We start from the raw sequence: 26,678 nt of genomic DNA, 5'->3' as shown, positions 1-26,678 counted from the left end.
AGTGGAAGTGCGCCACCACGAAGTAGGTGTCCGAGATGTGGAAGTCCAGCGGCGGCGATCCGAGGATCACGCCGGTCAGTCCGCCGAACACGAACGTGACGAGGAAGCCCAGCGTCCACACCATTGGTGATTGGAACGTCAATGAGCCACGCCACATCGTGCCGACCCAGTTGAAGATCTTCACACCCGTAGGCACCGCGATGAGCATTGTCATGAGTGCGAAGAACGGTAGTAGGACGGAACCCGTGACATACATATGGTGCGCCCACACCGCAACCGACAGGGCTGCAATCGCGATCGTCGCGCCGACCAGTGTCTTGTAGCCGAAGATCGGCTTACGACTGAATACCGGGATGATCTCCGAGACGATACCGAAGAACGGCAGCGCGATGATATAGACCTCTGGATGCCCGAAGAACCAGAACAAGTGTTGCCATAGCAATGCTCCGCCCGCGGCCGGATCATAGATATGCGCGTCAAGGATTCGATCTGCCGCCAGCCCGAACAGCGCTGCTGCCAGCACAGGGAAGGCGATCAGCACCAGAATCGACGTGACGAGCACGTTCCAACTGAAGATCGACATCCGGAACATCGTCATACCCGGTGCGCGCATCGTAATGATCGTGGTGATGAAGTTCACGGCACCGAGAATGGTTCCGAAACCGCTGATGCCGAGGCCGAGCACCCACATGTGCCCGCCGACTCCGGGCGAGAACGCCGTGTCAGAGAGCGGTGCGTATGCGGTCCAGCCGAAAGACGCGGCACCCTGCGGGGTGAGGAAGCCTGCAATTGCAATAAGCGAACCGAAGCTGTACAGCCAGTAGGCGAACGCGTTCAACCGGGGGAAGGCTACGTCGGGGGCACCGATCTGCAGCGGCATCAGGACGTTCGCGAACGCAGCGAACAGCGGCGTTGCGAACATCAGCAACATGATCGTGCCGTGCATCGTGAAGAGCTGGTTGTACTGCTCCTGTGTAGGGATGATGTCGAGCCCCGGTGCCCACAGCTGCGCGCGGATCATGAGCGCCATGACTCCGCCGATGCAGAAGTAGAGGAACGAGGAGATCAGATACATGTATCCGATCTTCTTGTGGTCCGTGGTCGTGAGGTAATCGACAACGATGTTGGCTTTGCGCTTCGCCGACGGTGAAACGCCCTGATCAGGAGTAATGGTCGCAGTCATGGTTAGTTACCCAGCTCCTCGTTCTCGGTGCCCTCGGGGCCCCAGGTCGGCTGCAGCGGGTCGAGGTCCGAGTCGGGATGACCGACGTTACCCTGCGCCTCAAGTTCATCCAGGTACTCCTGGTATTCCTCCGGCGAAACGATCTCGACGTTGAAGAGCATCATCGAGTGGTACTCGCCGCAGAGCTCGGCGCACTTGCCCGTGAAGACTCCCTCTACGTCGCCCGTTTCGAAGTACATGTAGTTCGTGACGCCCGGCAGCATGTCCTTCTTGTAAAGGAACTCCACAATCCAGAAGGAATGTGCAACGTCTCGCGATTCCAGCGTAAGCTCCACCGCCGAATTCGACGGGAGGTACAGCGTAGGAATCGTGTCTTCGTCGATTTCCATGGAGCCGGGAACGTTGAGCGCCTGAATGCTCTCGTAGTACACGGGGTCCTGGCCATCGCGCTCGTACACGAAGTCCCAAGCCCAGCGCTTGCCGTACACGGTGATCTGCACGTCGGGGTCTTCGATGGGCTGCTCGATCGCAGCCTGGTCACGTGCCGTGAACGCGAAGAAGCCGAGAACAAGGATCACGGGGACGGTCGTGAAGAAGATCTCGATGGGCATGTTGTAGCGAAGCTGTGCCGGGAGACCGACCTGACCCTTGCGGCGACGGTACACAACCGCTGCCCACAGCATCAGGAACCAGACGATAATTCCCACTCCCAGCAGCACGATCCACGACGTGGTCCAGAGGCCGACAACGCTGTCTACGTGGTTCGTGAGACCAGGAGTCGAGGGCAGCCAGCCCTGCATCTGATCCTGGGTGCATCCAGCAAGAACAGCCGCGGTCAGGATCGCGGCAGGGATCGCTAGCCATCGTGTTCGTCGGTTACGCAAGGGGACGTCCTTCGCTCAAAATGTTTGCCTCTTCATCCTAGTACGCCGGGCGGCTATGCTCGTGCACCCGACACCCTCCGCGCGTTAGCCGAAGCTATCGCCGCAGGCGCAACTTCCCTGGGCGTTCGGGTTGTCGATCGTGAAGCCCTGCTTCTGAATCGAATCCTCGAAATCGATCGTTGAACCATCCAGGTAGGGAACGCTCATCCTGTCGACGACGACCTCGACCTGGGACGCTTCACCGGCGGGAAACTCGACGATTGCGTCGCCATCGAGCGTCCGCTCATCGAAGTAGAGCTGGTAGATGAGCCCCGAGCAGCCGCCCGGCTGCACCGCGACTCGCAGCCGAAGATCGTCGCGTCCCTCTTGTACGAGCAGACGGTAGACCTTGTCCGCTGCCGCCTCGCTGAGCGCGACTCCGTGAGCCGCTGCTGTTGTTGTATCCGTCATTGCGTACCTCCTGCCATGCGGATCAGGAAGAGCGCTTCCGATCCGATCGCGTTCCGCAGCACTCCGAGGTGCTGGGATTCGTTGGGGCTGTGAGCCATAGTTGCGGGGTCTTCCACTCCCGTTACCAGGATCTCAGCTTTTGGAAATTCTTGCTCGAGCGTCGCGATGAAGGGGATGGAACCGCCGATGCCGACTTCCATCGGCTCGTGGCCCCACGCATCCGCCATCGCCTGCTTCATCGTCGCAACCGCATTGCCGGTCGTGTCGACGAGGAAAGGGTTCCCCGTATCGACTTCCGTGATCTCGACCGTGGCACCGGTCGGCACGTGAGCTCGGATGTGTCGCTCGAGCGCTTCGAACGCTTCCTGCGCGGTCTGTCCAGGTGCGACGCGCGCTGAAATCTTCGCACTCATCGACGGCTGGATCGTGTTCGATGCCTGCTGTACGGGTGGGATATCCATTCCGGTAACCGTGATGGAGGGGCCGAACCACATGCGCTCCAGCACGGGCCCCTCACCCGCGAGTGCGACTCCGTCCAGGACACCGGCGTCGGCACGGACCTCGTTCTCGGATTTTTCCGGCACTTCGCGGGAGACGGATACGAGCCCGTCGACCGCGACCGCTCCTGTCGCGTCCCAGAGCGTCGACAGGGTCTGGATCATCGCCGTTGCGCCGTCCACGACGGCACCGCCGAACATGCCCGAGTGGACAGCGTGCTCCATCGTCGTGATCGTGACTCTGAACGTCACGTTGCCTCTCAGCGCCACCGTAAGACTCGGTATCTCGGTCGACCAGTTGTCGCTGTCCGCGACCACGATCGCGTCGGCGGCGAGCGTGTCTCGATGCGTTGCGAGGAAGTTCGCGAACGACCGTGAGCCGAATTCCTCCTCGCCTTCTATGAAGAGCGCAATGCCGAGCCCGCTGTCCGGTGCGACCTGTTCGAGAACGCGCAGCGCGGCCACGTGGCTGATGACTCCGGCTTTGTCGTCGCTCGCTCCCCTGCCGTACAGCCGCTCACCGATGACGGTCGGTTCGAACGGCGGCGTGTTCCAGAGAGCCTCATCACCCCAGGGCTGCACATCGTGGTGCGCATACAGCAGAACGGTCGGTTTGCCGGGTGCCGCATCCCGGCGCGCAATAACGGCCGGTTGTCCCAAAATGTCGCTGCCGGGTTCGATCGGCACTCGCTCGATTCGAACGTGGTCGAAGATCCCCGTCGACGTCATAAGCGCCCGGACCGCTTCGGCGCTGTGCGTGAGGTGTGCGTGGTCGTAGCCATCGAACGCGACGGAGGGGATGCGGATGAGATTCTCGAGTTCCGCGATCGTTTGCTCCATACCGGCGTCGACGGCGCCCAGCGCCTGCTCGTGATTCGTCATACCTCCATGCTAGTGAACGCACATCGACGGCAAGCGGTAGACTGGCGGAAGAGTATTTCCGATTTGTGAGGACACTGTGCCGCTGTTTGGTTCCAAGCCTAAGAACGCCGCTGACGATTACGAGGCGGAGGTTCCGGCGACCCCGGAGAAGCCGAAGACGCCGAAGCGATCCGAACACGTCAAGAACTCGCAGCGACCGCTCATTCCCGGTGACCGCAAGGAAGCGAAGAAGCAGGCGCGGGAGCAGATGGCTCAGCAGCGTCAGCGTGCGCAGGAGGGGTACGCGCGCGGCGAAGAGCAGTACATGCCCGCTCGCGATCGCGGCCCCGTCAAGCGTTACGCCCGCGACTACGTCGACGCACGCTTCTCGATCGGTTCGATGCTGATGCCGGCGATGATCATCGTGCTTGCGATGACGTTCATCAACACTGCGGAGATGCGCGTTCTCACGTTCGCACTGCTGTGGGCCTTCGTCGGCCTGACGGTCCTTGACTGCATCGTCATGACCTGGATTCTGCGCAAGCGCATCACGAAGAAGTTCGGCCCCGGCAAGACCAAGGGCGTCAGCTGGTACGCGTCGATGAGGTCGACGCAGATGCGCTTCATGCGCATGCCGAAACCGCAGGTCGGCCGCTTCCAGAAGATCGACTGAGTCAGCTACGCGGCGCCTAGCGCCGCTAGGTCTTTGTTGACGCGCTGCGCCCACGCTGGACCGGAGTAGATGAACTCCGTGAAGCCCTGCACGAGGTTCGCACCCGCCATGAGCCGCTCGTGCACGTCGAGCCCTCCCTGCACACCGCCGACGGAGATGACCGTGGTGTCTTTCGGCAGCGCCTCTCTGAGGAGACGCAGTACGTCGAGGGAGCGACGTCGCAGCGGCGGGCCGGAGAGCCCTCCTGCTCCGATCTCGTCGAGCCGGTGCGCATCCGTGACGAGCCCCTTGCGGCTGATCGTCGTGTTCGTGGCGATGACACCGGCGAGCCCGAGCCGGCTGACAAGCGTGGCGATATCTGAAACGGCATCGTCATCGAGGTCCGGTGCGATCTTCACGAGCACCGGCTTCGTGCCCGACTGTTCGAGGACGCCGGCGAGGATGGGCTCGAGTCGGTCGACATCCTGCAGGCCCCGCAGTCCGGGAGTGTTCGGGCTGGAAACGTTCACGGCGAGATAGTCGGCCAAGTGCGCCAGCCGCGCCGCGCACACGGCATAGTCGTCTGCCGCGGATTCCTCCGGCGTCGTCTTGTTCTTGCCGATGTTGACACCGACGACCGGACGCCGCGACTGCTGCTTCACACGCTCGAGACGCGATGCCACGGCCTCCAGGCCCTCATTGTTGAAGCCCATGCGATTGATCAACGATCGGTCGGCGACGAGACGGAACTGCCGCGGGCGAGGGTTGCCCTGCTGCGGCCTGGGCGTAACGGTGCCTACCTCGACGTGCCCGAACCCGAGTGCACCGAGACCTATGACCATCTGCGCATTCTTGTCGAAGCCCGCAGCGATGCCGAACGGGGTCGGAAATTCGCGCCCCAGCGCATTCGTGCGGAGGGATGCGTCGGCTCGAACTCCCGGTCTGACAACACCCGCCGCCTGGACGACTCTCTTGGCGGCCGAGTGCGCGAACTCGGTATCCGAGTGCTTGAGAACGGACTTGAAGAAGAGTTCGTAAGCGCTCATGCGTCCCTCGATTCCCGATCGGCACGAAGATCCCCTATGACGCGTTCGAAGTCCTCGAGCGAGTCGAAACCCTGATAGACGCTCGCGAAGCGCAGATACGCGACTTCATCGAGCGTGCGCAACGGCGGGAGGACGGCCAACCCGACCTCGTTCGCCTGTACCTGGCTGGCTCCCGTTGCGCGGATGGCCTCTTCCGCCGCCTGCGCCACCTGCGCGAGCTCCGCATCCGTCACGGGCCTCCCCTGGCATGCCTTGCGCACGCCCTCGATGACTTTGTCGCGACTGAACGGTTCGAGCACGCCAGAGCGCTTCACGACCTGCAGCGAAGCCGTTTCGAGCGTCGAGAAGCGTCGTCCGCAGAGTGTGCACTGCCGCCTTCGGCGAATCGAAAGCCCATCATCACTCGTGCGCGAGTCGACGACGCGTGAATCGGGGTTCCGGCAGAAAGGGCAGTGCATCAGTCCTCAAATCGTGCGGTTACGGCGGCTCCGTGCGCGGGAAGGTCCTCTTCTATCGCTAGCGTCTCGATCGCTTCCCTCACCGAGGAGAGTCCATCGCGACTGTACCGGACCACTTGCTGCGCGCGCAGGAAGACGCTCGCATTCAAACCCGCCGCAAATCTTGCCGTGCCGCCCGTCGGCAGCACGTGATTGCTGCCGGCGGCGTAGTCGCCGAGTGCGACGGGAGCATCGTCACCGAGGAAGACGACCCCCGCGTTGACGACCCTTTCGACGACCGCCTCGGGAGCTTCCACCATGATCTGCAGGTGCTCGGGCGCGTACGCATTGCTGATCTCGACGCCTTCGACGATGTCGTCGACGAGCACGATCGCGGACTGCCTGCCGCCGAGCGCGGCACGGATGCGCTGCTCGTGCTTGCAGTTCGGCACGATGCGTTCGATCGCCGCATCCACTGCGTCGGCCAAACGTTCGGAGTCGGTGACGAGAACGCTTCCGGCAAGCTCGTCGTGTTCCGCCTGCGAAATGAGGTCGCGCGCGACGAACTCGGCGTTCGCGGTGGCGTCCGCGATCACCAGAATCTCCGTCGGTCCGGCTTCCGCGTCGATGGCGACACGACCCGCCACCGCTCGCTTCGCCGCTGCTACGAACACGTTGCCGGGCCCGGTGATGACGTCGACTGGTCGCAGCCCCGCTTCCTCGACACCGTATGCGAGAGCACCGATCCCTCCGGCCCCTCCCATCGCATAGATCTCTCGAACGCCGAGAAGTGCACACGTTGCGAGGACGGTCGGGTGCGGCCAGCCGCCGTGCTCCGCCTGAGGGGGACTCGTCACCGCGATCTCGGCAACGCCGGCCGCCTGAGCCGCTACAACGTTCATGACGACGCTCGACGGGTAGACGGCTTTGCCGCCGGGGACATACAACCCAACCCTGTCGACGGGAACCCAGCGCTGCTCGACGCTCGCGCCCCGTCCGAAATGCGTCATCGCCGACGGCGGCACTTGCGCTTCGCTCGCGCGCCGCACCCGCTCCGTCGACTGCTCGATCGCACGGCGAACGCCCCGATCGAGAGCGTCCGCCCCGGCATCGATCACTTCCTGCGGAACACGAGTACCGGGCGGCCGCACACGGTCGAACCGCTCCGCCTGATCCAGGAGCGCCTTCTCCCCGCGCTCGCGCACGTCGTCGATCAGTTCGATGGCGGGTCGAAGTGCCTCCGAAACATCGATATCGGCACGCGGAGGGACGACGGAACGCAGACGCTGCAGCATTGCTCCATTCTAGAACTTCCACAGGTGTAGACTCACGCGCATGCTGAGAGTTGGCTCGGTGGTCATTCGTGTTGACGATATCGAAGCCCAAACGCGCTTCTGGGCAAGGGCCCTCGACTACACGGTGCGGGAGCCCGCATCATCGGATTTCGTTATTCTCAAGCCTCGCGACAACGAACCGGGACCGAACGTTTCGTTAGACGCGGTTCGGTCGGAGCGTGTATTGCCTCCCCGAGTACATCTAGACCTGTACGCAGACGACCAGGCAGCCGAGGTACAACGCCTTGCCGGGCTCGGCGCACGCGAAATCCACTGGGCCGGAAGAGCACCGGATGCGGACTACATCATCATGGAAGATCCCGAAGGAAACCGCTTCTGTGTAGTCGACACATAACCGAGAAGGCCTCCTCCGAAAAGTTGGGTTTACCCCGGGCGAGATGGCGCCAACCCTGCGATGCGTCTCCGCCTCGTCCCCCTTCCCATGCTGGGTTCGAGCGCGCCGTCGACCAGACCTCGATCAAGTATTAGCCGAGGAGGCAGAGTGGCCGGTCGGAAAACGGGGCCGAGCGGAGCGAGGTCGGGGCCCCGTTTTCCGACCGGCCACGCGCCGACGGGTACATCTGATCATTGCGTCACACCAACGCCGTCGGTCCCAGCAGACTCTTGATCTCGCCGAACAGGTCCGGCGAAACCCTCACCTGATGAGGAATCGCGAAGACGCGAGCGGCCCCCTGGCGCTCGAGGCGCAGTTTGACGTCCGTCGGTCCCTCGTGGCGCTCGAGCAGAGACTTGAGTTCGCGGCTGAGCCGCACGGTCGCTCGACGCTCCGGCAGCCGCAGTTCGATCGGCTTCGTCTCATCGACGGGCTGCAGATTCGGCAGCTCTACGCTGTTGGCGGTGAGCGAGAAACCGTCGTCGCGTGTCCGCACTCGAGCACGCACGACCGCAATACCGTCCGGCTGCACAGCGTGCCCGTACTCCGTGTAGGTCTTTCCCAGCAGCATGACTTCGACCTGGCCGGTGAAGTCCTCGATGGTCACGATGCCGTAGGGGTTGCCGCTGTTTCGCGCGACACGGTGCTGCATCCCGGATACCAGGCCCGCGATGGTCACCGAATCACCGTCGATCGTGCCTTCGCCGATCGCCTGCACCTCGTGCGTCTGATGCTTCGACAACTCGAGCTCCAGCCCCGCGAGCGGATGGTCGGAGACATAGAGACCCAGCATCTCGCGTTCGAAGGCGAGCTTGTCGCGTTTCGTCCATTCCGGGCGATCCGGCACCGTGCTTTCGCTCGATTCGATGTCGTCGAAGATGTCACCGAACAGGTCGACCTGCCCCTGTGCCTCATTGCGTTTGACAGACGCGGATGCGTCGATCGCATCTTCGTGCACTTCCACCATGGCTCGCCTCGTCGCACCGAGGTCGTCGAAGGCTCCCGCCTTGATGAGCGACTCGATCGTGCGCTTGCCGAGTACGGGAAGGGGTGCTTTCTTCAGGAAGTCGTGGAAGCTCGTCGCCTTCCCCTCCTTCTCCCGTCCCGAGATGATGCCGTCGACAACGTTCGTTCCGACATTGCGAACCGCACCGAGGCCGAAGCGGATGTCGTCCCCGACCGCCGTGAAGGCCTGGCTCGACTCGTTGACGTGAGGGGGAAGCACCGTGATGCCCATCCTGCGGCACTCCGTCAGGTACAGTGCCATCTTGTCGCGAGAGTCGCGGACGCTCGTGAGCAGCGCCGCCATGTACTCGGCCGGGTAGTGGGCTTTCAGATACGCGGTCCAGTACGCGATCACGCCATAGGCAGCGGAGTGCGACTTGTTGAACGCGTAGTCGGAGAACGGCAGCAGGATGTTCCAGAGTGTCTCGACAGCGCCCTTCGAGTAGCCGTTGTCGAGCATGCCCTGCTCGAAACCGGCGTACTGGCGGTCCAGTTCCTCTTTCTTCTTCTTGCCCATCGCCCGACGCAGAATGTCCGCTTGACCGAGCGAGAACCCCGCAACCTTCTGAGCGATCGCCATGACCTGCTCTTGATAGATGATGAGGCCGAACGTGGTATCGAGGATGTCGGAGAGTGGCTCTTCGAGTTCGGGATGGATCGGTGTGATCTCCTGCAGCCCGTTCTTCCGCAGCGCGTAGTTCGTATGCGAGTTCGCACCCATGGGGCCGGGACGATACAACGCGATAAGCGCGGAGATGTCTTCGAAGTTGTCGGGCTTGAGTAGACGCAGCAGCGACCGCATGGGCCCGCCATCGAGCTGGAAGACACCGAGCGAATCACCCCGCGACAGCAATTCGTATGCGGGTCGATCGTTGAAGTCGAGATCCTCGAGCACGGGCCTGTGGCCGCGGTTCATCTGCACGTTATCGAGAGCGTCGTCGATGATCGTGAGGTTTCGCAGCCCCAGGAAGTCCATCTTCAGCAGTCCGAGCGACTCGCAGGTCGGATAGTCGAACTGCGTGATGATGGCGCCGTCCTGCTCGCGCTTCATGACGGGGATGACGCTCTGCAGTTCTGCGCTCGACATGATGACGGCACAGGCGTGCACGCCCCACTGTCGTTTCAGCCCCTCGAGACCGCGTGCGGTTTCGAACACCGTTTTAGCCTCCGGGTCCGAGTCGATGAGAGCCCGGAACTCCCCCGCTTCCTTGAAGCGATTGTGCGACTCGTCGACGATGCCGGCGAGCGGAATGTCTTTCGCCATGACCGCCGGGGGCAGCGCCTTCGTCAGCTTCTCACCCATCCCGAACGGATGCCCGAGCACGCGGGCGGAGTCCTTGAGCGCCTGCTTGGTCTTGATCGTGCCGTAGGTCACGACCTGCGCGACACGATCGACACCGTACTTGTCGGTGACGTACTTGATCACCTCACCGCGCCGGCGCTCGTCGAAGTCCACGTCGAAGTCGGGCATGGAGACGCGTTCGGGGTTCAGGAACCGCTCGAACAGAAGTCCGTGCTCCAGTGGATCTACGCCCGTGACCCCGAGCGCGTACGCGGCCATGGACCCCGCTCCGGACCCTCGCCCGGGGCCGACGCGGATACCCTGCTCCTTGGCCCAGTTGATGAAGTCGGCGACGACGAGGAAGTAGCCGGGGAACCCCATCGACAGAATGACATCGGTTTCGTAGTTCGCGCGCTCCTGAGCGGCATCTGGAACGCTGCCGCCGTACCGCTGCTCTAGACCGCGCTGTACTTCTTTCACGAACCACGACTGCTCGCTCTCACCGTCGGGAACCTCGAAACGCGGCATGTAGTTCGCCGACTCGTCGAACTCGACGTTGCACCGTTCGGCGATAGCGAGGGTGTTGTCGCACGCTTCCGGAAGATCACGGAAGATCTGACGCATCTCGGCGGGCGACTTGAGGTAGTACCCACCGCCATCGAGCTTGAAGCGGCCGGGGTCGTTGATCGTCGAGCCCGTCGAAACGCAGAGCAGCGCGTCGTGGCTCTTCGCGTCGTCCGCGTGCGTGTAGTGCAGGTCGTTGCTCGCCAAAAGCGGGATGCCTACCTCTTTACCGAGGCGCAGCAGGTCGTCGCGCACTCGGCGTTCGATGTCGAGGCCGTGGTCCATGAGTTCGAGGAAGTAGTTCTCCTTGCCGAAGATGTCCTGGAACTCCCCCGCTGCCTGCACGGCTTCCTCGTACTGACCGAGGCGCAAGCGCGTCTGCACCTCCCCGGATGGGCATCCCGTAGTAGCGATAATGCCCTTGCTGAATCGTTGCAGCAGCTCGCGATCCATGCGGGGCTTGAAGTAGTACCCCTCGAGCGAGGCCAGCGACGAAAGACGAAAGAGGTTGTGCATACCCTCGGTGGTTTCCGAGAGCAGAGTTATGTGCGTATATGCGCCCCCGCCGGAGACATCGTCGCCTCCCGACGACGAGTCGCCCCATTTGATTCGGCTCTTGTCGCTGCGATGCGTACCGGGCGTGAGATACGCCTCGGTACCGATGATCGGCTTCACGCCGGCTCCGCGAGCAGCCTTCCAGAACTCGTAGGCGCCGAACATGTTGCCGTGATCGGTCATGGCGATCGCCGGCATCTCCATGTCAGCGGCAGCCTTGACGAGCGGCCCGATGTGCGCCGCTCCGTCGAGCATCGAATACTCCGTGTGCACGTGCAGGTGCGCGAATGAGTCAGCCATACTGCCTCCAGTCTACGAAGGACTCAGGGCTCATTAGTGCGCCGCGCGCAGTTTCTCCAGGGAGGTCGTGAGTTCTTTCGGGTATTCGGCCCTGAACGAGACTTCTTCTCCATTCGGATGCTCGAATCCGAGCTCGAGCGCGTGCAGCCACTGGTGGTCGAGCTCGAGCCACGACGCGATTTTCGGGTCCGCTCCGTACATCGTGTCGCCGAAGCACGGGTGGTGCCTCGCCGACATGTGCACGCGGATCTGATGCGTTCTGCCTGTCTCGAGGTGAACTTCGACAAGGCTCCCGTGGCGAAAAGCCTCAATGGCTTCATAGTGCGTTACAGCAGGCTTGCCGTTCTCCGTGACGGCGAACTTCCACTCGTGACCTGGATGACGCCCGATCGGCGCATCGATCGTGCCCAGCAGCGGGTCGGGATGCCCCTGGACGGCCGCGTGGTACACCTTGCGTACCTGCCGGTCGTGGAAGAGCCCCTTGAGATGGGTATAGGCGCGCTCGCTTTTCGCCACGACCATGAGGCCGCTCGTGCCGACGTCGAGGCGGTGCACTATGCCCTGACGTTCGGCAGCGCCCGACGTCGTAATATCGAAACCCGCTGCCGCAAGCGCCCCGAGCACGGTCGGCCCCGTCCAGCCCATCGAGGGATGGGCGGCGACTCCTGCGGGCTTGTCGATCACGACGATATCGGCGTCCTGGTGCACGATGTGCAGGTCCGGGACATCGACGGGCACGACGCGAGGCGGCCGTTTCGGCTCCCAGCTGATATCGAGCCATGCGTCGGCGGTGAGCCGGTCCGACTTGCCCAGCGTTGCACCGTCCAGGGTCGCGCCGCCGACCGCGAGCACGTCTGCGACGGTCGTTCGACTCAGCCCGAGCAGCTTCGCGATACCTGCATCGGCACGCACACCGTCGAGCCCTGACGGAACCTGCAGGAACCTACTCTCCACGGCGCTCGCTCTCTTCCACGTCCGCTGCAGGTTCAGGTTCGTCGGACGCCGCTTTCGAACCGTCGAGATTCGTGCCCCGCAGCATCATGAGAATGAGCCCGCCCATCGCCGTACAGATCGCGATATCGGCGACGTTGAAGATGGCGGGGAAACCCCATACGTGGATGAAGTCGATGACGTGCCCCTGCAGCGCGCCGGGCTCCCTCGTGAGCCGGTCGAACAGGTTGCCCGTCGTGCCGCCGAGCAGACCTCCCAGCACGAGCACCCAGCCGATAGAGCGCAGGCGTGGAGCGACGACGACGATACCGATCGCGACTGCTGCTGCCAGGATCGTGAAGATCCAGGTCATGCCACTCGCGAGGGAGAACGCGGCCCCCGGGTTTCTCACGAACGTGAAGCGGAGGGCCTCCCCCACGACCTGCCTGGACTCGCCCTCCGCAAAGTTTGCGAGAATCCACTCCTTCGAGAAGAAGTCGAGGCTCCAGGCAGCCACGGCAACCGCGAACAGCAGCACGAGGTGCCACCACGAGACGGACCGCGCGGGCTTGGTGGGACTGCCCTCCGTCACCGGAGTCAGTTGTTGTTGTCGCCGTCGACAGCGACGTTGCCGAGCGAGGAGGTACGGTCGAGGTCGCGCAACTGGCTCTCGATGTAGCCGCGCAGGCGAAGACGGTAGTCGCGCTCGAAGCTCTTGAGCTCGTCGATCTTCTCCTGCAGATCCGAGCGCTGCTGTTCGAGCGACGCCTTCTGCGTCTCGAACTGACGCTGGAGTTCCTCGGAACGCACGAGCGCCTGATCCTCGAGCTGCTTCGCTTCGTTCTGAGCATTGGTGATGAGCTCATCGCGCTGTTGCTCACCTTCGGTGACGAGGCTGTCGCGCCGCGTCTCACCTTCGGTTACGAGCTCATCGTGGAGACGCTGCGCCATCGTGAGGAGGCTCACGCTGGAGTCGGCGGACGGCTGGTAGTCGGGGCCCTCCGGCGCCGCAACCTGCTGCTCCTCGGCCGGCTCGGGAGCGGCGGGGGCGGAATCGATGGGAGCAGGAGCAGACTGGACAGGCGCTTCTGCTACGCCGCCGGAGATCTGCGCCTTCAACTGCTCATTCTCCTCCTTGAGCGCATCGCGCTCGGCGATGACGGATCGCCAGTCGTTCGCGACGAGATCGAGGAAGTCGTCGACCTCGTCCTGGTCGTAGCCGTCGCGAAAACGCGTTTCCTCGAAACGCTTGGTGAGGAGGTCGTCAGGCGTGAGTGCCATGTCCGTGCCTTTCGATGTCGTAAACGTGCTCAACACACCATACCCGCTCGCGCGAGCAGGTCACATCATGGCGATGAGTGACGCAACATTCATAAGAACGATGAGCACGATGAAGAGGATCAGAACGGACAGGTCGAGACTGACCTGTCCGATGCGCACGGGTTTGATGAACCGCCGCAGGAACTTGACCGGAGGGTCAGTGAGCTTGAACAGGAATACCGAAATGGCGAGGACGAACCCCTTCGGTTTCCAATCCCGTTTGAGGGCAGCTACCAAATCGATGATGACGCGACCCCAAAGAATATAGAAGTACACCCTGGCGATCCAGAAGATCACCAATCCGACGACGGACAGACCGTCCCCCTAGTGGTTGAAGACTGAAGAATCGGTGTCGTTTTCCGATTCACGCGAGCCCGAAACGGTAACCGATTCGGGTGAAAGCAAGTATACCTTGGTCGTGACTCGCTCAATCTTGCCGTTGAGGCCCTGCGTGAGACCGGCAGCGAAGTCGATCAGCCTGCGGGCATCACTGTCGGTCATCTGCGAGAGATTGATGATGACGGGGATCTCGTCGCGGAACGCCCCGGCAATCTCCTTGGCGTCCTTGTACTGGCGCGGGTGCACCGTCAGAATTTCGTGCATTTCGTTCACCTGCTGCGGCGCTCGGCGCAAAGGAGTAACGTTCGCCGGCCCCGGCGTCGTCTCCGTCGTCGCTTCATTGTCGTCGGTTCTGGATTCACTGCGAGCGTTCGAGGCCTCGGCAGCGAGTTCCTCTTCCTCTGCGAAGCCGAGTGCGATCGCGGCCCGCTTGAGTGCGTTGCTCATGGGATGCCTCCTTCAGGGGTGTGTCAAACAGGCTACGGGCTGACGGGGCGCGAACCCGTGATTGCCGTGCCGATCCGGAGGTGTGTCGCGCCGTGTTGCACAGCGGATCGCCAATCGGAGCTCATACCGGACGAGATCGCGGAAGCTTCCGGCGCGACGCGCTGCAGTCGCTCCGAGTAACCGGCTACGCGCTCGTGCGCCCGCTCCGGCGACTCGTCCAACGGCGCAACGGCCATAACGCCGAGCACGCGAACGGCCGACGACTCGACAGCTCGCTCCGCGAGTGCCTCGAAGCCGGCGTCATCGATGCCACCGCGGCCCGGATCGTCGGTGAGGTTGATCTGCAGGAACGCGTCACGGGTCGGGATGTCCTCCCCTGTCTCCAGCAGTTCGATGATCTCTTGTCGGTCCACGGCGTGCAGCACGTCGGCGTAGCGTGCGACCTGACGCACCTTGTTGCGCTGGAGCTGACCCACGAAGTGCCAGACCGCGTCTTCCTCATCGAGCCCGGAACGCTTGTTTCGCGCCTCGGGGTGCCGATTCTCACCGAAATCGCGCTGGCCCGCTTCGAAGAGTTCGCGCACGAGTTCATCGGGGTGGAACTTCGTGACGACGATCAGGGTTGGAGCCGTTGCAAGGCCGGCGCTCGCTTCGCGCAACTCGGCCCTGAACTGATCCAGCCGCTCCCCTGCCGACATCACTTCAGGAAGTCCGGCAGGAACTCGTCTTCGTCCTCGTCCGCGGTGGCCTCGAGCGGCTGCACCGGCCCGGTCAGGTGCTCTGGAACCGTTTGCGGCGGGACGGGAACCGGGCGACGTTCGCCTGTCGCATCCTGCTCGCTCTGTTCCTCTTCGGCCCGTGACCCGAGCATGGCGTTGTGCGCCGTGTCGAACTCCCGGTGATCCGAGTCCTCCTTCGCGTGCGGGCCTCCTCCGTCGAATCCCGCGGCGATGACCGTAACGCGGACTTCGTCACCGAGCGTGTCGTCGATGACGGTGCCGAAGATGATGTTCGCCTCCGGGTGCACTGCCTCCTGCACAAGGCTCGCAGCTTCCTGGATCTCCATGATGCCGATGTTGGAGCCCGCTTGAATCGAGAGCAGGACGCCGTGTGCACCATCGATCTTGGCCTCCAGCAACGGGCTCGCGATCGCGAGCTCGGCGGCCTTGATCGCACGATCAGCACCGCGCGACGACCCGATACCCATGAGCGCGCTTCCCGCACCCTGCATAACGGACTTCACGTCCGCGAAGTCGACGTTGATGAGACCCGGTGTCGTGATCAGGTCTGTAATCCCCTGAACACCGGCGAGCAGCACCTGATCCGCCGTCTCGAATGCCTCCACCATGGAGAGGCCCATGTCGCTGATCTCCAGCAGCCGATCGTTCGGAACGACGATAAGCGTGTCGACCTCGTTCTTGAGGGCTTCGACGCCCGACTCCGCCTGTGCTTGGCGACGGCGCCCCTCGAAGGAGAACGGCTTCGTAACGACACCGACGGTCAGCGCCCCGAGGCTCTTCGCAATGCGCGCAACGACGGGTGCGCCACCGGTTCCGGTACCACCGCCCTCGCCCGCCGTCACGAAAACCATGTCGGCGCCCGACAGCGCCTGCTCGATCTCTTCCTGATGATCTTCGGCCGCGCGCCTACCGATCTCCGGGTCGGCTCCCGCGCCGAGCCCCTTCGTGAGCTCACGTCCGACATCGAGCTTGACGTCGGCATCGCTCAACGTCAACGCCTGCGCGTCGGTGTTCACCGCAATGAACTCGACGCCACGCAGACCGATCTCGATCATGCGGTTGACGGCGTTTACTCCGCCGCCTCCTACGCCAACCACCTTGATGACGGCGAGGTAATTCTGGTTCGATGTCACTTCCGACCCCTCGATTGCGTGTCGTTCGCGAGAAGTTTCAACCTCTGGTTTAAGGTTAGAGTTTCCCTCACGGTTGTCTGTCAGGATCGACGCTACGGCCCGGCGACCCGCCCATGCGGTCAACACGCCGGAGTGTCGCGACCGCGAAGGCAAGAAAAGTCCGCCTCAGTGAATTCGGCACTCAAATCAGCGAACAACGGGATGTTCGGGCGCGGATACATCGATGATTCGGCCGCTCACGGCGTCGCTCGAGAGCAGCACCTGTACCGTGTCGGACTTCAGTGTCGACTGCTCGGGGCCTCCCCAGATGACCGTCTCACCGGTGTCGATCGTCAGGCTGATCGATTGCGGAGATTCCGCCGTCACGGTTTCAACGCGCTCGAGCATTTCCGGCGAAAGATTGACGAGTGCGCGAGACACGGAAGCAAAGGTTTCGCCCCCTATCGTGATGTCGACGATCGTAGGGAGGTCACCCTCGCCCTCGCGAGGTTCACCAAGATTGACTCCCGCTGCATCGATGAGATCACCGTCCTCCGTGAGCGCAACCGGCACCCTCTCGTGCACACGAATCACGATCGCCGACGGTGGCGCCAGGTCAACCGCATAGGATTCGAGCGCGACAAAGCCGCTCAATCGCTCGCCGACCTCTTCATCACTGACAAGCGCTATGGGCGTACCGAGCTGATCCTCGAGCGCATCCCGGATCTCGGCCTCGCTCACACGGTCGGCACCTTCGACCCGAATCTCTCGAACAGACATGACGGGGGTCGTCACGAGCGCAACGAGTATCCCTATGCAGACCGCTACGACCCCGAACCCGATCAACCAGCTGCGAAGCCGTTTCCGTTTGGCCGCTGTGAAGCGACGCAGGTCCTTCCGTTCGGCTCGCTTTCGCTCTTTCGCAGTGCGTCGGAGTTCTCGCTGCTCTTCGCGAGCGAGCTCAGCCTCGCGCTCGACCTCTTCGCGGCTACGGTCGCGCAATTCCTTATCGACCCGCTCCGTCACGGAGCGGGCCGGGGAACGGTACTCGGGTCTGCGCACCTACGCGTTCCCCCTGCCCTGTGAGCCGGCATCCGTCGCAGCCAGGGCGCCTTTCAACTGCGGGATGATCAGGTTGACATTGCCGCACGAAAGAGTCATGACGAGATCACCTTCGCGGGCGATCTCGGCGACGCGCTCGGAGGCCGCCTGCCAATCGGCGATGAAGTCGCGTTTCGACACTTCCTCAAACGCGTCGGCGACGAGCGCGCCCGTTACACCGGGGATGGGATCCTCTCGGGCTCCGTACACGTCGAGAATCACCGTGTGGTCCGCCAGCCGCTCGTACACCGCGGCGAACTCATCGGCCATGTCACGGGTACGAGAGAACAGATGCGGCTGGTGCACGGCGATGATACGCCCCTCCGTTGCCGTTCTGGCGCCCTTCAGCGCGGCTTCGACTTCGACGGGATGGTGCGCGTAGTCGTCGTACACGTCGACGCCGCGGACGCTCCCGTGCGACTCGAAGCGACGCCCCGTTCCCTTGAAAGCCGCAATCGCGTCAATCGACTCGCGCGGCTCGAAGCCCAGGTTCACGAGCACTGCGAAGATTCCGGCCGCGTTCAGCGCGTTGTGCTCACCAACGACTCCGACACTCCCCGGGTAACGAGTGCCGCGATACTCGAGCGCGAACGTCACCTCCGGCACAAGGGACACGTCCACCAGTTTGACGTCGGCATCCTCGGAGCGACCGAACGTCACAACGCGTTCGTGGTGCATCAGCGCACGCACTCTGCTGGCACCTTCGTCATCCCCGGAGATCACCACGGTCTCGCTAGCGTCGTCGGCGAAACGAGCGAATGCCCTATCGAACGCTTCTTCCGACCCGTAGTGATCCAAGTGGTCGGTATCGATGTTGGTTATCAGCGCAACAGCAACGTCGTACATCAAGAAAGAGCCATCGGACTCGTCTGCTTCGAGCACGAAAAGCTCGCCGTCTCCGTGCGCGGACGAGGTGCCGAGACCCGCGACGACACCCCCGTTCACGAATCCGGCACCGGCGTCGAGCGCGTGCAGCGCCGCAGCCAGCATTCCCGTCGAGGTGGTTTTTCCATGCGCACCCGCGACGGCTACGAGGCGGTGACCCCGGGCGAGCAGATGCAGTGCCTGGGACCTGTGCAGAACTGGTACGCCCCTTTCTCTCGCGGCGACCAGTTCGGAATTGTCCGGCCACAGAGCGCTCGTGACGACGACTGCGTCCACGTCGGGCAGTTTTTGGCCGTCGTGTCCGACCCAGATTTCGGCGCCCTGCTCGCGGAGTTCGCGCACGGTCTCGGAGTCGGCGCGGTCCGAGCCCGTCACCGCAATTCCGCTGGCGAGCATCATGCGCGCGATGCCGGACATCCCGCTGCCGCCGATGCCGATGAAATGCACCCGCTCGATCGTTTCGGGAATGGGCGTCGTCAGGTCTGGTTTGATCATGCAATCACCCGTTCCACGAGGGCCGCCATACGATCGGCTCCGTCACGCACTCCGGCGGCCGCACTACGCTCCGCCATGTGCCGGACTTCGCCGGCGTCGCGCAGCAGCGGCACGAGTTCGCCGCGAATCCACTCGGGAGTGAACCGTTCGTCCTTCACGATCACAGCACCTCCCGCATCCAGCTGATCCTGCGCGTTCCTTCTCTGCTCGCCGTTACCGTAAGGCAACGGTACATAGACCGCCGGTAATCCCACAGCACCGAGTTCCGCGACGGTCAGGGAGCCGGCTCGGCAGACGACGAAATCGGCAGCGGCGAGCGCCAGGTGCATTTCGCGGAGATACTCGATCGCGACGTAGTGCTCGGACTCAGCGGGTTCGAAGTCCGTTTGTCGGCCGCCGGACAGGTGGAGGACCTGCCAACCCGCAGCGACTATGTCGTCAGCAGCGTCGACAATGGCTCTATTGACGCTGCGGGCGCCCTGCGAACCTCCCGTCACGAGCAGCACGGGACGATCGGCGTCGAGCCCGAGCGACCCTCTCGCCTCCTCGCGCAGCCCTGCGCGATCGAGGTCGGTGATCTCACTGCGCAGGGGCATCCCGACGAATTCGCTGCCCGTCATGGGCGTCGTCCGATAGGAAACGCCGACGGCCTCCGCCCAACGCGCGCCGAGCTTGTTCGCCATACCCGGTACCGCGTTCGCCTCGTGAATGACGATGGGTACGCCTTCGAGCTTCGCGGCACGGTACGCGGGAGCGGAAGCGTAACCGCCGAAGCCGACGACCGCTGCAACGCCGCGCTCACGGATGATGCGCCGTACCTGACGCACAGCACGCACCCACCGAGGAGGAAAGCGGAGCGCGTACACGTTCGGACGACGCGGAAACGGCAGCTTCTCGATCGTGAGCAGCTCGTACCCGCGCTCCGGCACGAGGTCGGCCTCGAGTCCTTCGCGGGTCCCGAGTACGAGAACCTCGAGGTCCTTACGCTGCTCCCGCATCCTGTCCGCGGTCGCAAGCAATGGGTTTACGTGACCGGCGGTTCCACCACCGGCGAATAGCAGAGTCGTCACGCGCGTCCTTCCGCTCGAACTGCGAGCATAACGTCTTCAGGGGTATCGCCCTCCCGGATCGACTGTCGGTCGGAGCGGGCGAGCGCAAGCACGACGCCGATCGCCAAGAGCGTCGCAAGCGTCTGGGAGCCGCCCGCCGAGACGAGCGGCAGAGGAACACCGAGTACTGGGAGGAGGCCGAGAACCACGGCGATGTTCACGAACGCCTGACCGACGATCCAGACCATGATCCCTCCCGTCACGATCTTCGTAAACTGCGACGTGGCCTCCCTGATGATACGGATGAACGCGTAGGTCATGACCGCGTAGAGCGCGAGTACCGTGATCGCGCCGATCAGTCCGAGCTCCTCCGCGATGATCGCGAAGATGTAGTCGCTGTCCGCCTCCGGCAGCCAGTTCCACTTCGCGCGCGAATTACCGAGGCCGACGCCGAGCACACCCCCTCCGGACATCGCCCATGTTCCGTGCAACTGCTGCCAGCACCCCGCGTAGTATTCCGCCTCCGTGCATCCGTCGAAGAAGTGCTGGATGCGGCGAACACGGCTCGGGCTCGAGAGCACGATCGGAACGGCGACGGCCGCGACGACGACGAGCGGCGCCAGCAGATGTCGGATCTTCACACCGGCGATGAACATTGCCCCGAATACGAGCGCCACCATGATCACGACAGTTCCGAAGTCACGGCCGAGCATGACGAGGCCGATCGCAAGAATCGCAACGGGCGCAATCGGAATCCAGGCCGGAATGAACTCACGCACCTTCGCGCCCTTGCGAGAGAGCACGTAGCCGATCCATACGGCGAGGGCGAGTTTGACGAACTCACTGGGCTGAATCGAAACGACGTCTCCGATCCTGATCCAGTTGCGGTTGCCACCGTACTCGTCGCCGAGCGGTGTGAACACTAGGCTCTGCAGGCCGATTCCGAGTATCACACCCCAGATGGCGAGGCGTCGATAGAAGCTCTCCTTCATTCGCGCAGCCACCAGCATCAGCGGGATGCCGAAGAACGTGAACAGCCCCTGACGGAGCACCACGCTCAAGAGGCCCTGCTCTGACCGAACCGAGTCAACGCTCGATGCTGCGAAGACCATCACCATGCCGAACGTCACGAGGAACATGACGACACCGAACAGCAGCGCCGTTGCTCCGCTGGAGACGGGCAGAACTTTTGCGGCTACCGACTTTGCCGATTGCGTGACGCGGACGGCGAAGCCACTTTCGTCAGCTTCCTGCAGCGGGGTCGGAGTGTCCCGTTTCATCGGCACCGCCCCTTTCTTTCGCTGCTCTCGCCCGTACGGCCTGTTGGAACCGGTCTCCTCTATCCGCGTAGCTCACGAACTGGTCCATGGATGCGGCGGCGGGTGCCAGGAGCACCGTGTCGCCGGGTGCCGCGAATTCACTGGCGCGCTCAACGGCACACTGCATGACGTGTTCAGTGTCCACCTCGTCGACCTCCACGACGGGCACCTCGCTCGCGTGTCGCCGCAACGCGCCGAGGACGGCGTCTCGTTCCGCCCCGATCACGACCGCCGCGCGGAGTCTGGGCGCGACGCGTTCGACGAGCGGTTCGATGTCGACGCCTTTCAAGAGCCCGCCGACGATCCAGACGACGTGCTCGAACGCGGTCAGCGATCCGGACGCGGCGTGCGGGTTCGTCGCCTTCGAGTCGTCGACGTACTCCACACCGCCGATGGTCCCCAGTCGCTGCGTGCGGTGAGCGTCGGGGCGGAAGGTGCGCAGCGCATCCCGCACGGCTTCGACGGGAGCACCGTACGAGCGAGCGAGCGCCGCAGCTGCGAGCGCGTTGCGAGCCATGTGCGGGCTGCGGAGCCCGCCCTGCTCGAGGTCCTCGAGCGCGCCGATTTCCAGGGCGCTCGTGTGCCTGTCTTCCAGGAAGGCGCGGTCGACGAGAACGTCGTCGACGATGCCGAAGTCACTCGGCCCGGGTATTCCGGTCCCGAAGCCGATCGCCCGTGCGCCTTCAACGACATCCGCTTCTTCGACCATGCGCTCCGTCGCGTGGTCGTCGAGACTGAAGACGGCCGCGTGGCGCACGAGGTGAAAGACCTTCGCCTTCGCATCTCGATACGCCTCGGATGAGCCGTGCCAGTCGATGTGATCGTCGGCGATGTTCAGAACCGCCGCGGAGTGCGGACTGATCTCCCCGAGCGTGTGCAACTGGAAGCTCGACAGTTCGACGACGAGAACATCGAAGCCTTCCGGATCGCGCACGGCATCCAGAACGGGTGTTCCTATGTTGCCGACGGGGGCGACCTTGAATCCGGCCCGCAGGAGCATGTGGGCCGTCAGCTGCACCGTCGTCGTCTTGCCGTTCGTGCCGGTGACGACCAGCCAGTCGGCTGCGCGCACCTTGTCGCGAACTCGCCACGCGAGTTCTATGTCGCCCCACACGGGGATGCCCAGCTCAGCAGCACGCTGCAGCCACGGGTGGTGCGGCGGCAGCCCCGGCGAGGTGATGACGATGTCGGCCGAGTCGATCTGCTGAGGGGGATCGTCGGCCTCGGCGATCACGAGCTGCGCACCTATGACGTCCAGCAGCGCGGCGCGCTGTTCATCGGGATTGGTATCGATCACCGTGACCTGCGCACCGAGTTCCGTCAGTGTGTCGGCGACGGAGAAACCGGAAACTCCTGCGCCGAATACGACGGCGTGTACGTCTCGCCATGCCTCCGTGTGCCACGTGGTGAGTGCATTGAGGTCAACCACGCGGATGCGTCACCCACTCGAGGTAGAAGAGACCGACCGCTGCTGCAACGCACAACCCTGCGATGATCCAGAATCTCACGACGATCGTGACCTCTGCCCATCCCTTGAGTTCGAAGTGGTGGTGGATCGGGCTCATCAGGAAGATGCGCTTTCCCTTTGTCAGCTTGAAGTAGGCGCGCTGGACGATGACGCTGCCCGTGACGATGAGCGGCAGGCCCGCGACGAGAATGAGCAGCAGTTCGGTGTGGGTCAGAATGGCCATACCCGCCAGAGCGCCGCCGAGGCCGAGCGAACCGACATCACCCATGAAGATGCGCGCGGGAGTCGTGTTGTACCAGAGGAAGCCGATGAGTGCTCCGACGATACAGGATGCGACGATCGCGATATCGAGGGGCGCGCTGACGTCGTAGCAGCGGTACATGTCGTCATTGACCGCTCCGCCTCCCCCGTACTGCAAGCAGGACTGATTGAACTGCCAGAACCCGATGAAGACGTAGGCTGAGAACGCGATGATGCTCGCCCCGGTCGCGAGGCCGTCGAGGCCGTCAGTGACGTTCACGGCGTTGGAGGTCGAGACGATCATGAACAGCACCCAGAGCGCGTACAGGACCGTGCCCGCGATGATGCCGAACTGTGCCAGATCGAGCCACGGAATGTCACGGACTCCTGAGATCGCGAGCGAGACCGGAGTCCTGCCCTCCGAGTCCCGGAGGAAGAGCGCGAGGATCGCGAAGACGGTTCCGACAATGACCTGCCCGGCGATCTTCGCCCACCCGGTCAGACCAAGAGATCGTTGGTTCGAGATCTTCGTGAAGTCGTCGAGGAAGCCGATCAGCGCGATCCCGACCATGAGCCCGAGGATCAGCAGTGCCGAAAGCGATGGCGGGTTCCAGGCGACGAGCTTCCCGATCGTATAGCCCAGCACTGTCGCGAAGGTGAAGACGATGCCGCCCATCGTCGGTGTCCCGCGCTTCGTGTGATGACTGTCGGGGCCGTCCTCACGCACGAACTGTCCCCATCCGATGCGGCGGAACAGTCGAATCGCGAGCGGCGTCGCGGCAATGGATATCAGGAAGGCCAGGAAAGCCGAAAAGATCAGCACATACATCCTCTTGCTACTCCTCGTCCTGCTCGCCGACGGCGTCGCCGAGCTCTTTCAGCCCCGCCGACAGCGAGGACTTCACCAACACCAGATCGTGTTCTCCGAGCGTTGACAGAAGTTCCTGCGCTTCGGTTGCAGATTCAACGTACACGGTGTCCTGGCCGAACGAAGACTCGGCCTCCGCTGCGATATGCGCGGCCTTCGCACCCTGACCGACGACGATGAGCTTGTCGATGCCGTACCGTACGACGAGCCGCCCGAGTCTGTCGTGCTCCTCGACGGCCACGTCACCGAGTTCGGCCATTTCGCCGATCACCGCCCAAGATCGCCTGCCGCTGCTCCTGCCGAGGTGCGCGAGCGTCTGCAAAGCGGCTCTTGCGGAGTCCGGGCTCGAGTTGTAGGCGTCGTTGATGACGATGGCCCCCGACGCCGGACGCAGCAGCTCCATGCGCCAGCGTTCCGCGCGCAGCATCCCGGCAAGGGCATCCGCCGCTCGGCGGAGGTCAAGGCCCAGGGCGCGAGTCACGGCAAGGGCTGCGAGAGCGTTCATGACGTGGTGCTCCCCGAGAATTCCGAGGGTGACGGGCAGCCCCGCCGCGCTGACGGAGTCGTCGGAGAACAGGGTGAAGGTCGTGCCGTCGAGCGTCGTCTCGATGTCCGCGGCACGCAGACCCGTCTCGTTCTCGGTTCCGAACCACAGCACGGATGCGTCGGTCAGCTCCGCCATGCGACGGACGCGCTCATCGTCGAAGTTCAGGATCGCGGTGCCCGTCGGGGCGAGCTCGGTCACCATCTCGCTCTTAGCGCGCTCGGTCATTTCCACTCCGCCGAATTCGCCCGCGTGCGCAAGACCCACCTTGAGCACGACCCCGACGTCGGGTTTCGCCATGCCGATGAGCGACGCGATATCGCCGACCCTGCTTGCGCCCATTTCGAGCACGAGGTATCGGGTGTCCTGTTCCAGCCTCAGCATCGTCATGGGCCCGCCGACCTCGTTGTTGAACGACTTCACGGGGCTGATCGTCGGCCCGTGCTGTTCGAGAATCGCCTGCAGCATGTTCTTCGTCGTGGTCTTGCCGTTCGAGCCGGTAACGGCGATGATCGTCAGATCACCGCCTTCGCGGCCGCGGCGAACGACCTCTCCCGCCAGAGCGCCGAGGGCGCTGAGCCCGCTCTCGACCACGATGTGCGGAAGGCTGGATTCATCGTCTTGCAGCGGTCGTTCAGCAATGATCAGAGCCGCACCAGCTTCGGCCGCGGCACGAATGAAGCGGTGACCGTCCGTCACCTCCCCCGGCATAGCGACGAAGATGCTCCCGTTGGAGATCTCGCGCGAATCGGTCTCGACGCTGCCGGACAGCAACCGATCCCCGTCGCCGTGCAATTCTCCCCCTACGGCGGTGGCGATTTCGGATGCGGTCATGGGGATCATTCGGACCACCCGGCCTCGCGCAGTGCCCTGCGCGCCTCTTCTCTCGCGCTGAAGGGGTCATCCACGCCCTGCACTTCGCGGTAGTCGACTTCGCCGGGGCCGCACCAGAGCACCGTTCCGTCTTCGCCGGCGACCTCGATCGCCTTCCGGATCGCATCCTCCTCGGGGCTGACCTCATAGAATTCCGCGCCTTCGACGTCTCGCACGCCCTCGAGGACTTGCTCGCGGATACTTGCCGGGTCTTCGAACCGGGGGTTGTAGTCGGTCACGACCACTGCGTCGGCATTCGTGGCCGCAATACGACCCATGTCACGGCGTTTCGTCGCATCACGGTCTCCATCGGCACCGAAGATCATGACGAGGCGCCCCGGTGCCACGGCTCGCAATCCCTTCAGGCTCTGCTCGAAAGCGTCGGGGCTGTGACCGTAATCAACGAAGACTCGCGGACCGGACTCGCCCGACACCCGCTCCAGTCGGCCGGGAATCGCGTCGAGGATTCCGCGGTCGAGCGCCTCGGTTATCGCATCGATGTCGAAGCCCTCCTCCACCAGCATCAGGATCGCGAGTGCCGTGTTCATCGCCATGTGCCGACCTATGAACGGAATCGTGACTTCGATTGTCCTGTTGTCACGCCCCGTCAGGGTGAACGACGTGAACTCCGCGGTCTCCTCCCACACCTCCACGGCCCAGTCGGCGCCGTCTTCACGATTCGATGAGATCGTCGTGACCGGGATCCGCGTCTCTTCGACGAGTCGCCTGCCCCAGTCGGTGTCGAGGCAAACGACACCGCGCTCCGCTCTGTCCGGTGTGAAGAGGTCGAGCTTGAACTTGAAGTAGTCCTCCATCGTGCCGTAGTCATCGAGGTGGTCGTGCGTGAGGTTCGTGAAGCCGACGACGTCGAATCGGATCCCCTCGACGCGATAGCGTTCGATCGCCTGTGCGCTCACCTCCAGCACGGCCGCTCGAACACCGACTTCGCGCATCCTCGCGATCATGCCGTGCAACTCGCTCGCCTCGGGGGTTGTGAGCTTACTGGTCACGATCTCGTCACCGATGTGGCGCTCCGCGGTGGTGGAGAGCCCGGTTTCGAAGCCGAGGTTCCGCAGTAGCGACTCGAGCAGAAACGCGGTCGTCGTCTTACCGTTCGTGCCGGTTATACCGAACAACCGCATCGTGTGCCCGTCATTCCGATACACCCAGGAGGCGAGCTCGCCGAGCGAGGCCCGCGGCTCCTCCAGCGTGATGACCGGCACGCGAACGTCGATCTGCTCGGTGCCCGCATCGTCGGTGACGATCGCAACGGCACCGGCCTCGACGGCCTGGTCGACAAAGGATGCACCGTGCACGTTGAGCCCTGGCAACGCCGCGAAGATGTCACCGGGTCGTACGTCTTTCGAGGAGATCGTGATGCCGGTCACTTCTACCCCGTCCGGGTCACCCTCAACCGTGAGCTCGAAGTCGTCGACCAGGGTCGACAGTGCGCGTCCGCCCAGGTGTTCTGGCCTGGGCGATGCAGTATGAGGGCCCTCCAAGT

At 63.5% G+C, this 26,678-nt stretch carries 25 protein-coding genes; 2 read left to right on the top strand and 23 right to left on the bottom strand.

Going from position 1 to position 26,678, the window contains the following annotated elements:
- The 4 genes from Q0O95_RS02095 to Q0O95_RS02080 all read right to left on the bottom strand — a co-directional run.
- A partial coding sequence (locus Q0O95_RS02095) for a cbb3-type cytochrome c oxidase subunit I (protein ID WP_293694831.1) occupies positions 1-1,183 on the bottom strand: 1,183 nt, incomplete at its 3' end.
- 2 nt (positions 1,184-1,185) lie between these two features.
- Complete coding sequence (gene coxB, locus Q0O95_RS02090; protein ID WP_293694830.1) at positions 1,186-2,067, bottom strand: cytochrome c oxidase subunit II; 882 nt, start codon at positions 2,065-2,067, stop codon at positions 1,186-1,188.
- An 84-nt stretch (positions 2,068-2,151) separates the two neighbouring features.
- The gene (locus tag Q0O95_RS02085) at positions 2,152-2,517 is read right to left on the bottom strand and encodes an iron-sulfur cluster assembly accessory protein (protein ID WP_293694828.1); all 366 of its coding nucleotides are present in this window, start codon (positions 2,515-2,517) and stop codon (positions 2,152-2,154) included.
- Positions 2,514-3,896, bottom strand: a complete 1,383-nt coding sequence (locus Q0O95_RS02080) for a dipeptidase (RefSeq protein WP_293694826.1) — start codon at positions 3,894-3,896, stop codon at positions 2,514-2,516. The genes Q0O95_RS02085 and Q0O95_RS02080 overlap by 4 nt, the downstream gene beginning before the upstream one ends.
- Positions 3,897-3,972: 76 nt before the next feature.
- Here Q0O95_RS02080 and Q0O95_RS02075 point away from each other — a divergent pair, with 76 nt between their 5' ends.
- On the top strand, positions 3,973-4,548 hold the full coding sequence (locus Q0O95_RS02075; RefSeq protein ID WP_293694824.1) for a DUF3043 domain-containing protein: 576 nt from the start codon (positions 3,973-3,975) through the stop codon (positions 4,546-4,548).
- 5 nt (positions 4,549-4,553) lie between these two features.
- Here the strand turns inward: Q0O95_RS02075 and Q0O95_RS02070 are convergent, their stop codons facing one another.
- The 3 genes from Q0O95_RS02070 to hisD are packed head-to-tail and all read right to left on the bottom strand — an operon-like array spanning position 4,554 to position 7,305.
- Positions 4,554-5,573, bottom strand: coding sequence for a quinone-dependent dihydroorotate dehydrogenase (locus Q0O95_RS02070; protein WP_293694822.1), 1,020 nt, complete (start codon positions 5,571-5,573; stop codon positions 4,554-4,556).
- Entirely contained in the window at positions 5,570-6,031 is a 462-nt protein-coding gene (gene nrdR / locus Q0O95_RS02065; protein WP_293694820.1) for a transcriptional regulator NrdR, read from the bottom strand. The genes Q0O95_RS02070 and nrdR overlap by 4 nt, the downstream gene beginning before the upstream one ends.
- Complete coding sequence (gene hisD / locus Q0O95_RS02060) at positions 6,031-7,305, bottom strand: histidinol dehydrogenase (RefSeq protein ID WP_293694818.1); 1,275 nt, start codon at positions 7,303-7,305, stop codon at positions 6,031-6,033. Before hisD ends, nrdR begins: the two co-directional genes overlap by 1 nt.
- Positions 7,306-7,345: 40 nt before the next feature.
- On the opposite strand from hisD, the gene Q0O95_RS02055 reads away from it, so the two are divergent.
- Positions 7,346-7,699 carry a VOC family protein gene (locus Q0O95_RS02055; protein WP_293694816.1) on the top strand — a complete coding sequence of 118 codons (354 nt, stop codon included), beginning with the start codon at positions 7,346-7,348 and terminating at the stop codon, positions 7,697-7,699.
- Positions 7,700-7,937: 238 nt separating this feature from the next.
- Here the strand turns inward: Q0O95_RS02055 and dnaE are convergent, their stop codons facing one another.
- From dnaE to Q0O95_RS01975, 16 genes are all read right to left on the bottom strand, one after another.
- Complete coding sequence (gene dnaE, locus Q0O95_RS02050) at positions 7,938-11,444, bottom strand: DNA polymerase III subunit alpha (RefSeq protein WP_293694814.1); 3,507 nt, start codon at positions 11,442-11,444, stop codon at positions 7,938-7,940.
- Positions 11,445-11,477: 33 nt separating this feature from the next.
- Positions 11,478-12,398 (bottom strand): RluA family pseudouridine synthase, encoded by a 921-nt coding sequence (locus Q0O95_RS02045; RefSeq protein WP_293694813.1) that lies wholly within the window; start codon positions 12,396-12,398, stop codon positions 11,478-11,480.
- Positions 12,388-12,966, bottom strand: a complete 579-nt coding sequence (gene lspA, locus Q0O95_RS02040; RefSeq protein WP_293694811.1) for a signal peptidase II — start codon at positions 12,964-12,966, stop codon at positions 12,388-12,390. Before lspA ends, Q0O95_RS02045 begins: the two co-directional genes overlap by 11 nt.
- Positions 12,967-12,971: 5 nt before the next feature.
- Positions 12,972-13,655 carry a DivIVA domain-containing protein gene (locus Q0O95_RS02035; RefSeq protein ID WP_293694809.1) on the bottom strand — a complete coding sequence of 228 codons (684 nt, stop codon included), beginning with the start codon at positions 13,653-13,655 and terminating at the stop codon, positions 12,972-12,974.
- 60 nt (positions 13,656-13,715) lie between these two features.
- Positions 13,716-13,991, bottom strand: coding sequence for a YggT family protein (locus Q0O95_RS02030; protein ID WP_293694807.1), 276 nt, complete (start codon positions 13,989-13,991; stop codon positions 13,716-13,718).
- Between the two features lie 27 nt (positions 13,992-14,018).
- Positions 14,019-14,480 carry a cell division protein SepF gene (gene sepF / locus Q0O95_RS02025; RefSeq protein ID WP_293694805.1) on the bottom strand — a complete coding sequence of 154 codons (462 nt, stop codon included), beginning with the start codon at positions 14,478-14,480 and terminating at the stop codon, positions 14,019-14,021.
- 32 nt (positions 14,481-14,512) lie between these two features.
- Positions 14,513-15,178 carry a YggS family pyridoxal phosphate-dependent enzyme gene (locus Q0O95_RS02020; RefSeq protein ID WP_293694844.1) on the bottom strand — a complete coding sequence of 222 codons (666 nt, stop codon included), beginning with the start codon at positions 15,176-15,178 and terminating at the stop codon, positions 14,513-14,515.
- The gene (gene ftsZ, locus Q0O95_RS02015) at positions 15,178-16,353 is read right to left on the bottom strand and encodes a cell division protein FtsZ (RefSeq protein ID WP_293694803.1); all 1,176 of its coding nucleotides are present in this window, start codon (positions 16,351-16,353) and stop codon (positions 15,178-15,180) included. Before ftsZ ends, Q0O95_RS02020 begins: the two co-directional genes overlap by 1 nt.
- Before the next feature lie 186 nt (positions 16,354-16,539).
- A complete protein-coding gene (locus tag Q0O95_RS02010; protein WP_293694802.1) occupies positions 16,540-17,394 on the bottom strand; it encodes an FtsQ-type POTRA domain-containing protein in 855 nt (284 codons plus the stop codon).
- Positions 17,395-18,813, bottom strand: coding sequence for a UDP-N-acetylmuramate--L-alanine ligase (murC, locus tag Q0O95_RS02005; RefSeq protein WP_293694800.1), 1,419 nt, complete (start codon positions 18,811-18,813; stop codon positions 17,395-17,397).
- Positions 18,810-19,883, bottom strand: a complete 1,074-nt coding sequence (gene murG, locus Q0O95_RS02000) for an undecaprenyldiphospho-muramoylpentapeptide beta-N-acetylglucosaminyltransferase (RefSeq protein WP_293694799.1) — start codon at positions 19,881-19,883, stop codon at positions 18,810-18,812. Before murG ends, murC begins: the two co-directional genes overlap by 4 nt.
- Positions 19,880-21,142: a putative lipid II flippase FtsW gene (ftsW, locus tag Q0O95_RS01995; RefSeq protein WP_293694797.1), complete on the bottom strand. Its 1,263-nt coding sequence runs from the start codon at positions 21,140-21,142 to the stop codon at positions 19,880-19,882. Before ftsW ends, murG begins: the two co-directional genes overlap by 4 nt.
- Positions 21,105-22,610 carry a UDP-N-acetylmuramoyl-L-alanine--D-glutamate ligase gene (gene murD, locus Q0O95_RS01990; protein WP_293694795.1) on the bottom strand — a complete coding sequence of 502 codons (1,506 nt, stop codon included), beginning with the start codon at positions 22,608-22,610 and terminating at the stop codon, positions 21,105-21,107. Before murD ends, ftsW begins: the two co-directional genes overlap by 38 nt.
- On the bottom strand, positions 22,603-23,718 hold the full coding sequence (mraY, locus tag Q0O95_RS01985; protein ID WP_293694793.1) for a phospho-N-acetylmuramoyl-pentapeptide-transferase: 1,116 nt from the start codon (positions 23,716-23,718) through the stop codon (positions 22,603-22,605). The genes murD and mraY overlap by 8 nt, the downstream gene beginning before the upstream one ends.
- A gap of 7 nt (positions 23,719-23,725) precedes the next feature.
- Complete coding sequence (murF, locus tag Q0O95_RS01980; RefSeq protein ID WP_366516428.1) at positions 23,726-25,135, bottom strand: UDP-N-acetylmuramoyl-tripeptide--D-alanyl-D-alanine ligase; 1,410 nt, start codon at positions 25,133-25,135, stop codon at positions 23,726-23,728.
- 5 nt (positions 25,136-25,140) lie between these two features.
- Positions 25,141-26,676 (bottom strand): UDP-N-acetylmuramoyl-L-alanyl-D-glutamate--2,6-diaminopimelate ligase, encoded by a 1,536-nt coding sequence (locus Q0O95_RS01975; RefSeq protein WP_293694790.1) that lies wholly within the window; start codon positions 26,674-26,676, stop codon positions 25,141-25,143.
- Positions 26,677-26,678 lie beyond the last annotated feature (2 nt).

Source organism: uncultured Agrococcus sp., from assembly GCF_945915485.1.
Taxonomy (GTDB): domain Bacteria; phylum Actinomycetota; class Actinomycetes; order Actinomycetales; family Microbacteriaceae; genus Agrococcus.
Note: the sequence above shows the minus strand (reverse complement) of the source record. Positions and strands in the feature narration are given on the sequence as shown.

Excerpts from the sequence above, each read along its gene's own strand:
- Q0O95_RS02085 (WP_293694828.1), bottom strand. The coding sequence starts at position 2,517 with ATGACGGATACAACAACAGCAGCGGCTCACGGAGTCGCGCTCAGCGAG.
- Q0O95_RS02080 (WP_293694826.1), bottom strand. The coding sequence starts at position 3,896 with ATGACGAATCACGAGCAGGCGCTGGGCGCCGTCGACGCCGGTATGGAG.
- Q0O95_RS02070 (WP_293694822.1), bottom strand. The coding sequence starts at position 5,573 with ATGAGCGCTTACGAACTCTTCTTCAAGTCCGTTCTCAAGCACTCGGAT.
- nrdR (WP_293694820.1), bottom strand. The coding sequence starts at position 6,031 with ATGCACTGCCCTTTCTGCCGGAACCCCGATTCACGCGTCGTCGACTCG.
- hisD (WP_293694818.1), bottom strand. The coding sequence starts at position 7,305 with ATGCTGCAGCGTCTGCGTTCCGTCGTCCCTCCGCGTGCCGATATCGAT.
- Q0O95_RS02055 (WP_293694816.1), top strand. The coding sequence starts at position 7,346 with ATGCTGAGAGTTGGCTCGGTGGTCATTCGTGTTGACGATATCGAAGCC.
- dnaE (WP_293694814.1), bottom strand. The coding sequence starts at position 11,444 with ATGGCTGACTCATTCGCGCACCTGCACGTGCACACGGAGTATTCGATG.
- Q0O95_RS02035 (WP_293694809.1), bottom strand. The coding sequence starts at position 13,655 with ATGGCACTCACGCCTGACGACCTCCTCACCAAGCGTTTCGAGGAAACG.
- sepF (WP_293694805.1), bottom strand. The coding sequence starts at position 14,480 with ATGAGCAACGCACTCAAGCGGGCCGCGATCGCACTCGGCTTCGCAGAG.
- Q0O95_RS02020 (WP_293694844.1), bottom strand. The coding sequence starts at position 15,178 with ATGTCGGCAGGGGAGCGGCTGGATCAGTTCAGGGCCGAGTTGCGCGAA.
- murC (WP_293694800.1), bottom strand. The coding sequence starts at position 18,813 with ATGATCAAACCAGACCTGACGACGCCCATTCCCGAAACGATCGAGCGG.
- ftsW (WP_293694797.1), bottom strand. The coding sequence starts at position 21,142 with ATGAAACGGGACACTCCGACCCCGCTGCAGGAAGCTGACGAAAGTGGC.
- mraY (WP_293694793.1), bottom strand. The coding sequence starts at position 23,718 with ATGTATGTGCTGATCTTTTCGGCTTTCCTGGCCTTCCTGATATCCATT.
- murF (WP_366516428.1), bottom strand. The coding sequence starts at position 25,135 with ATGACCGCATCCGAAATCGCCACCGCCGTAGGGGGAGAATTGCACGGC.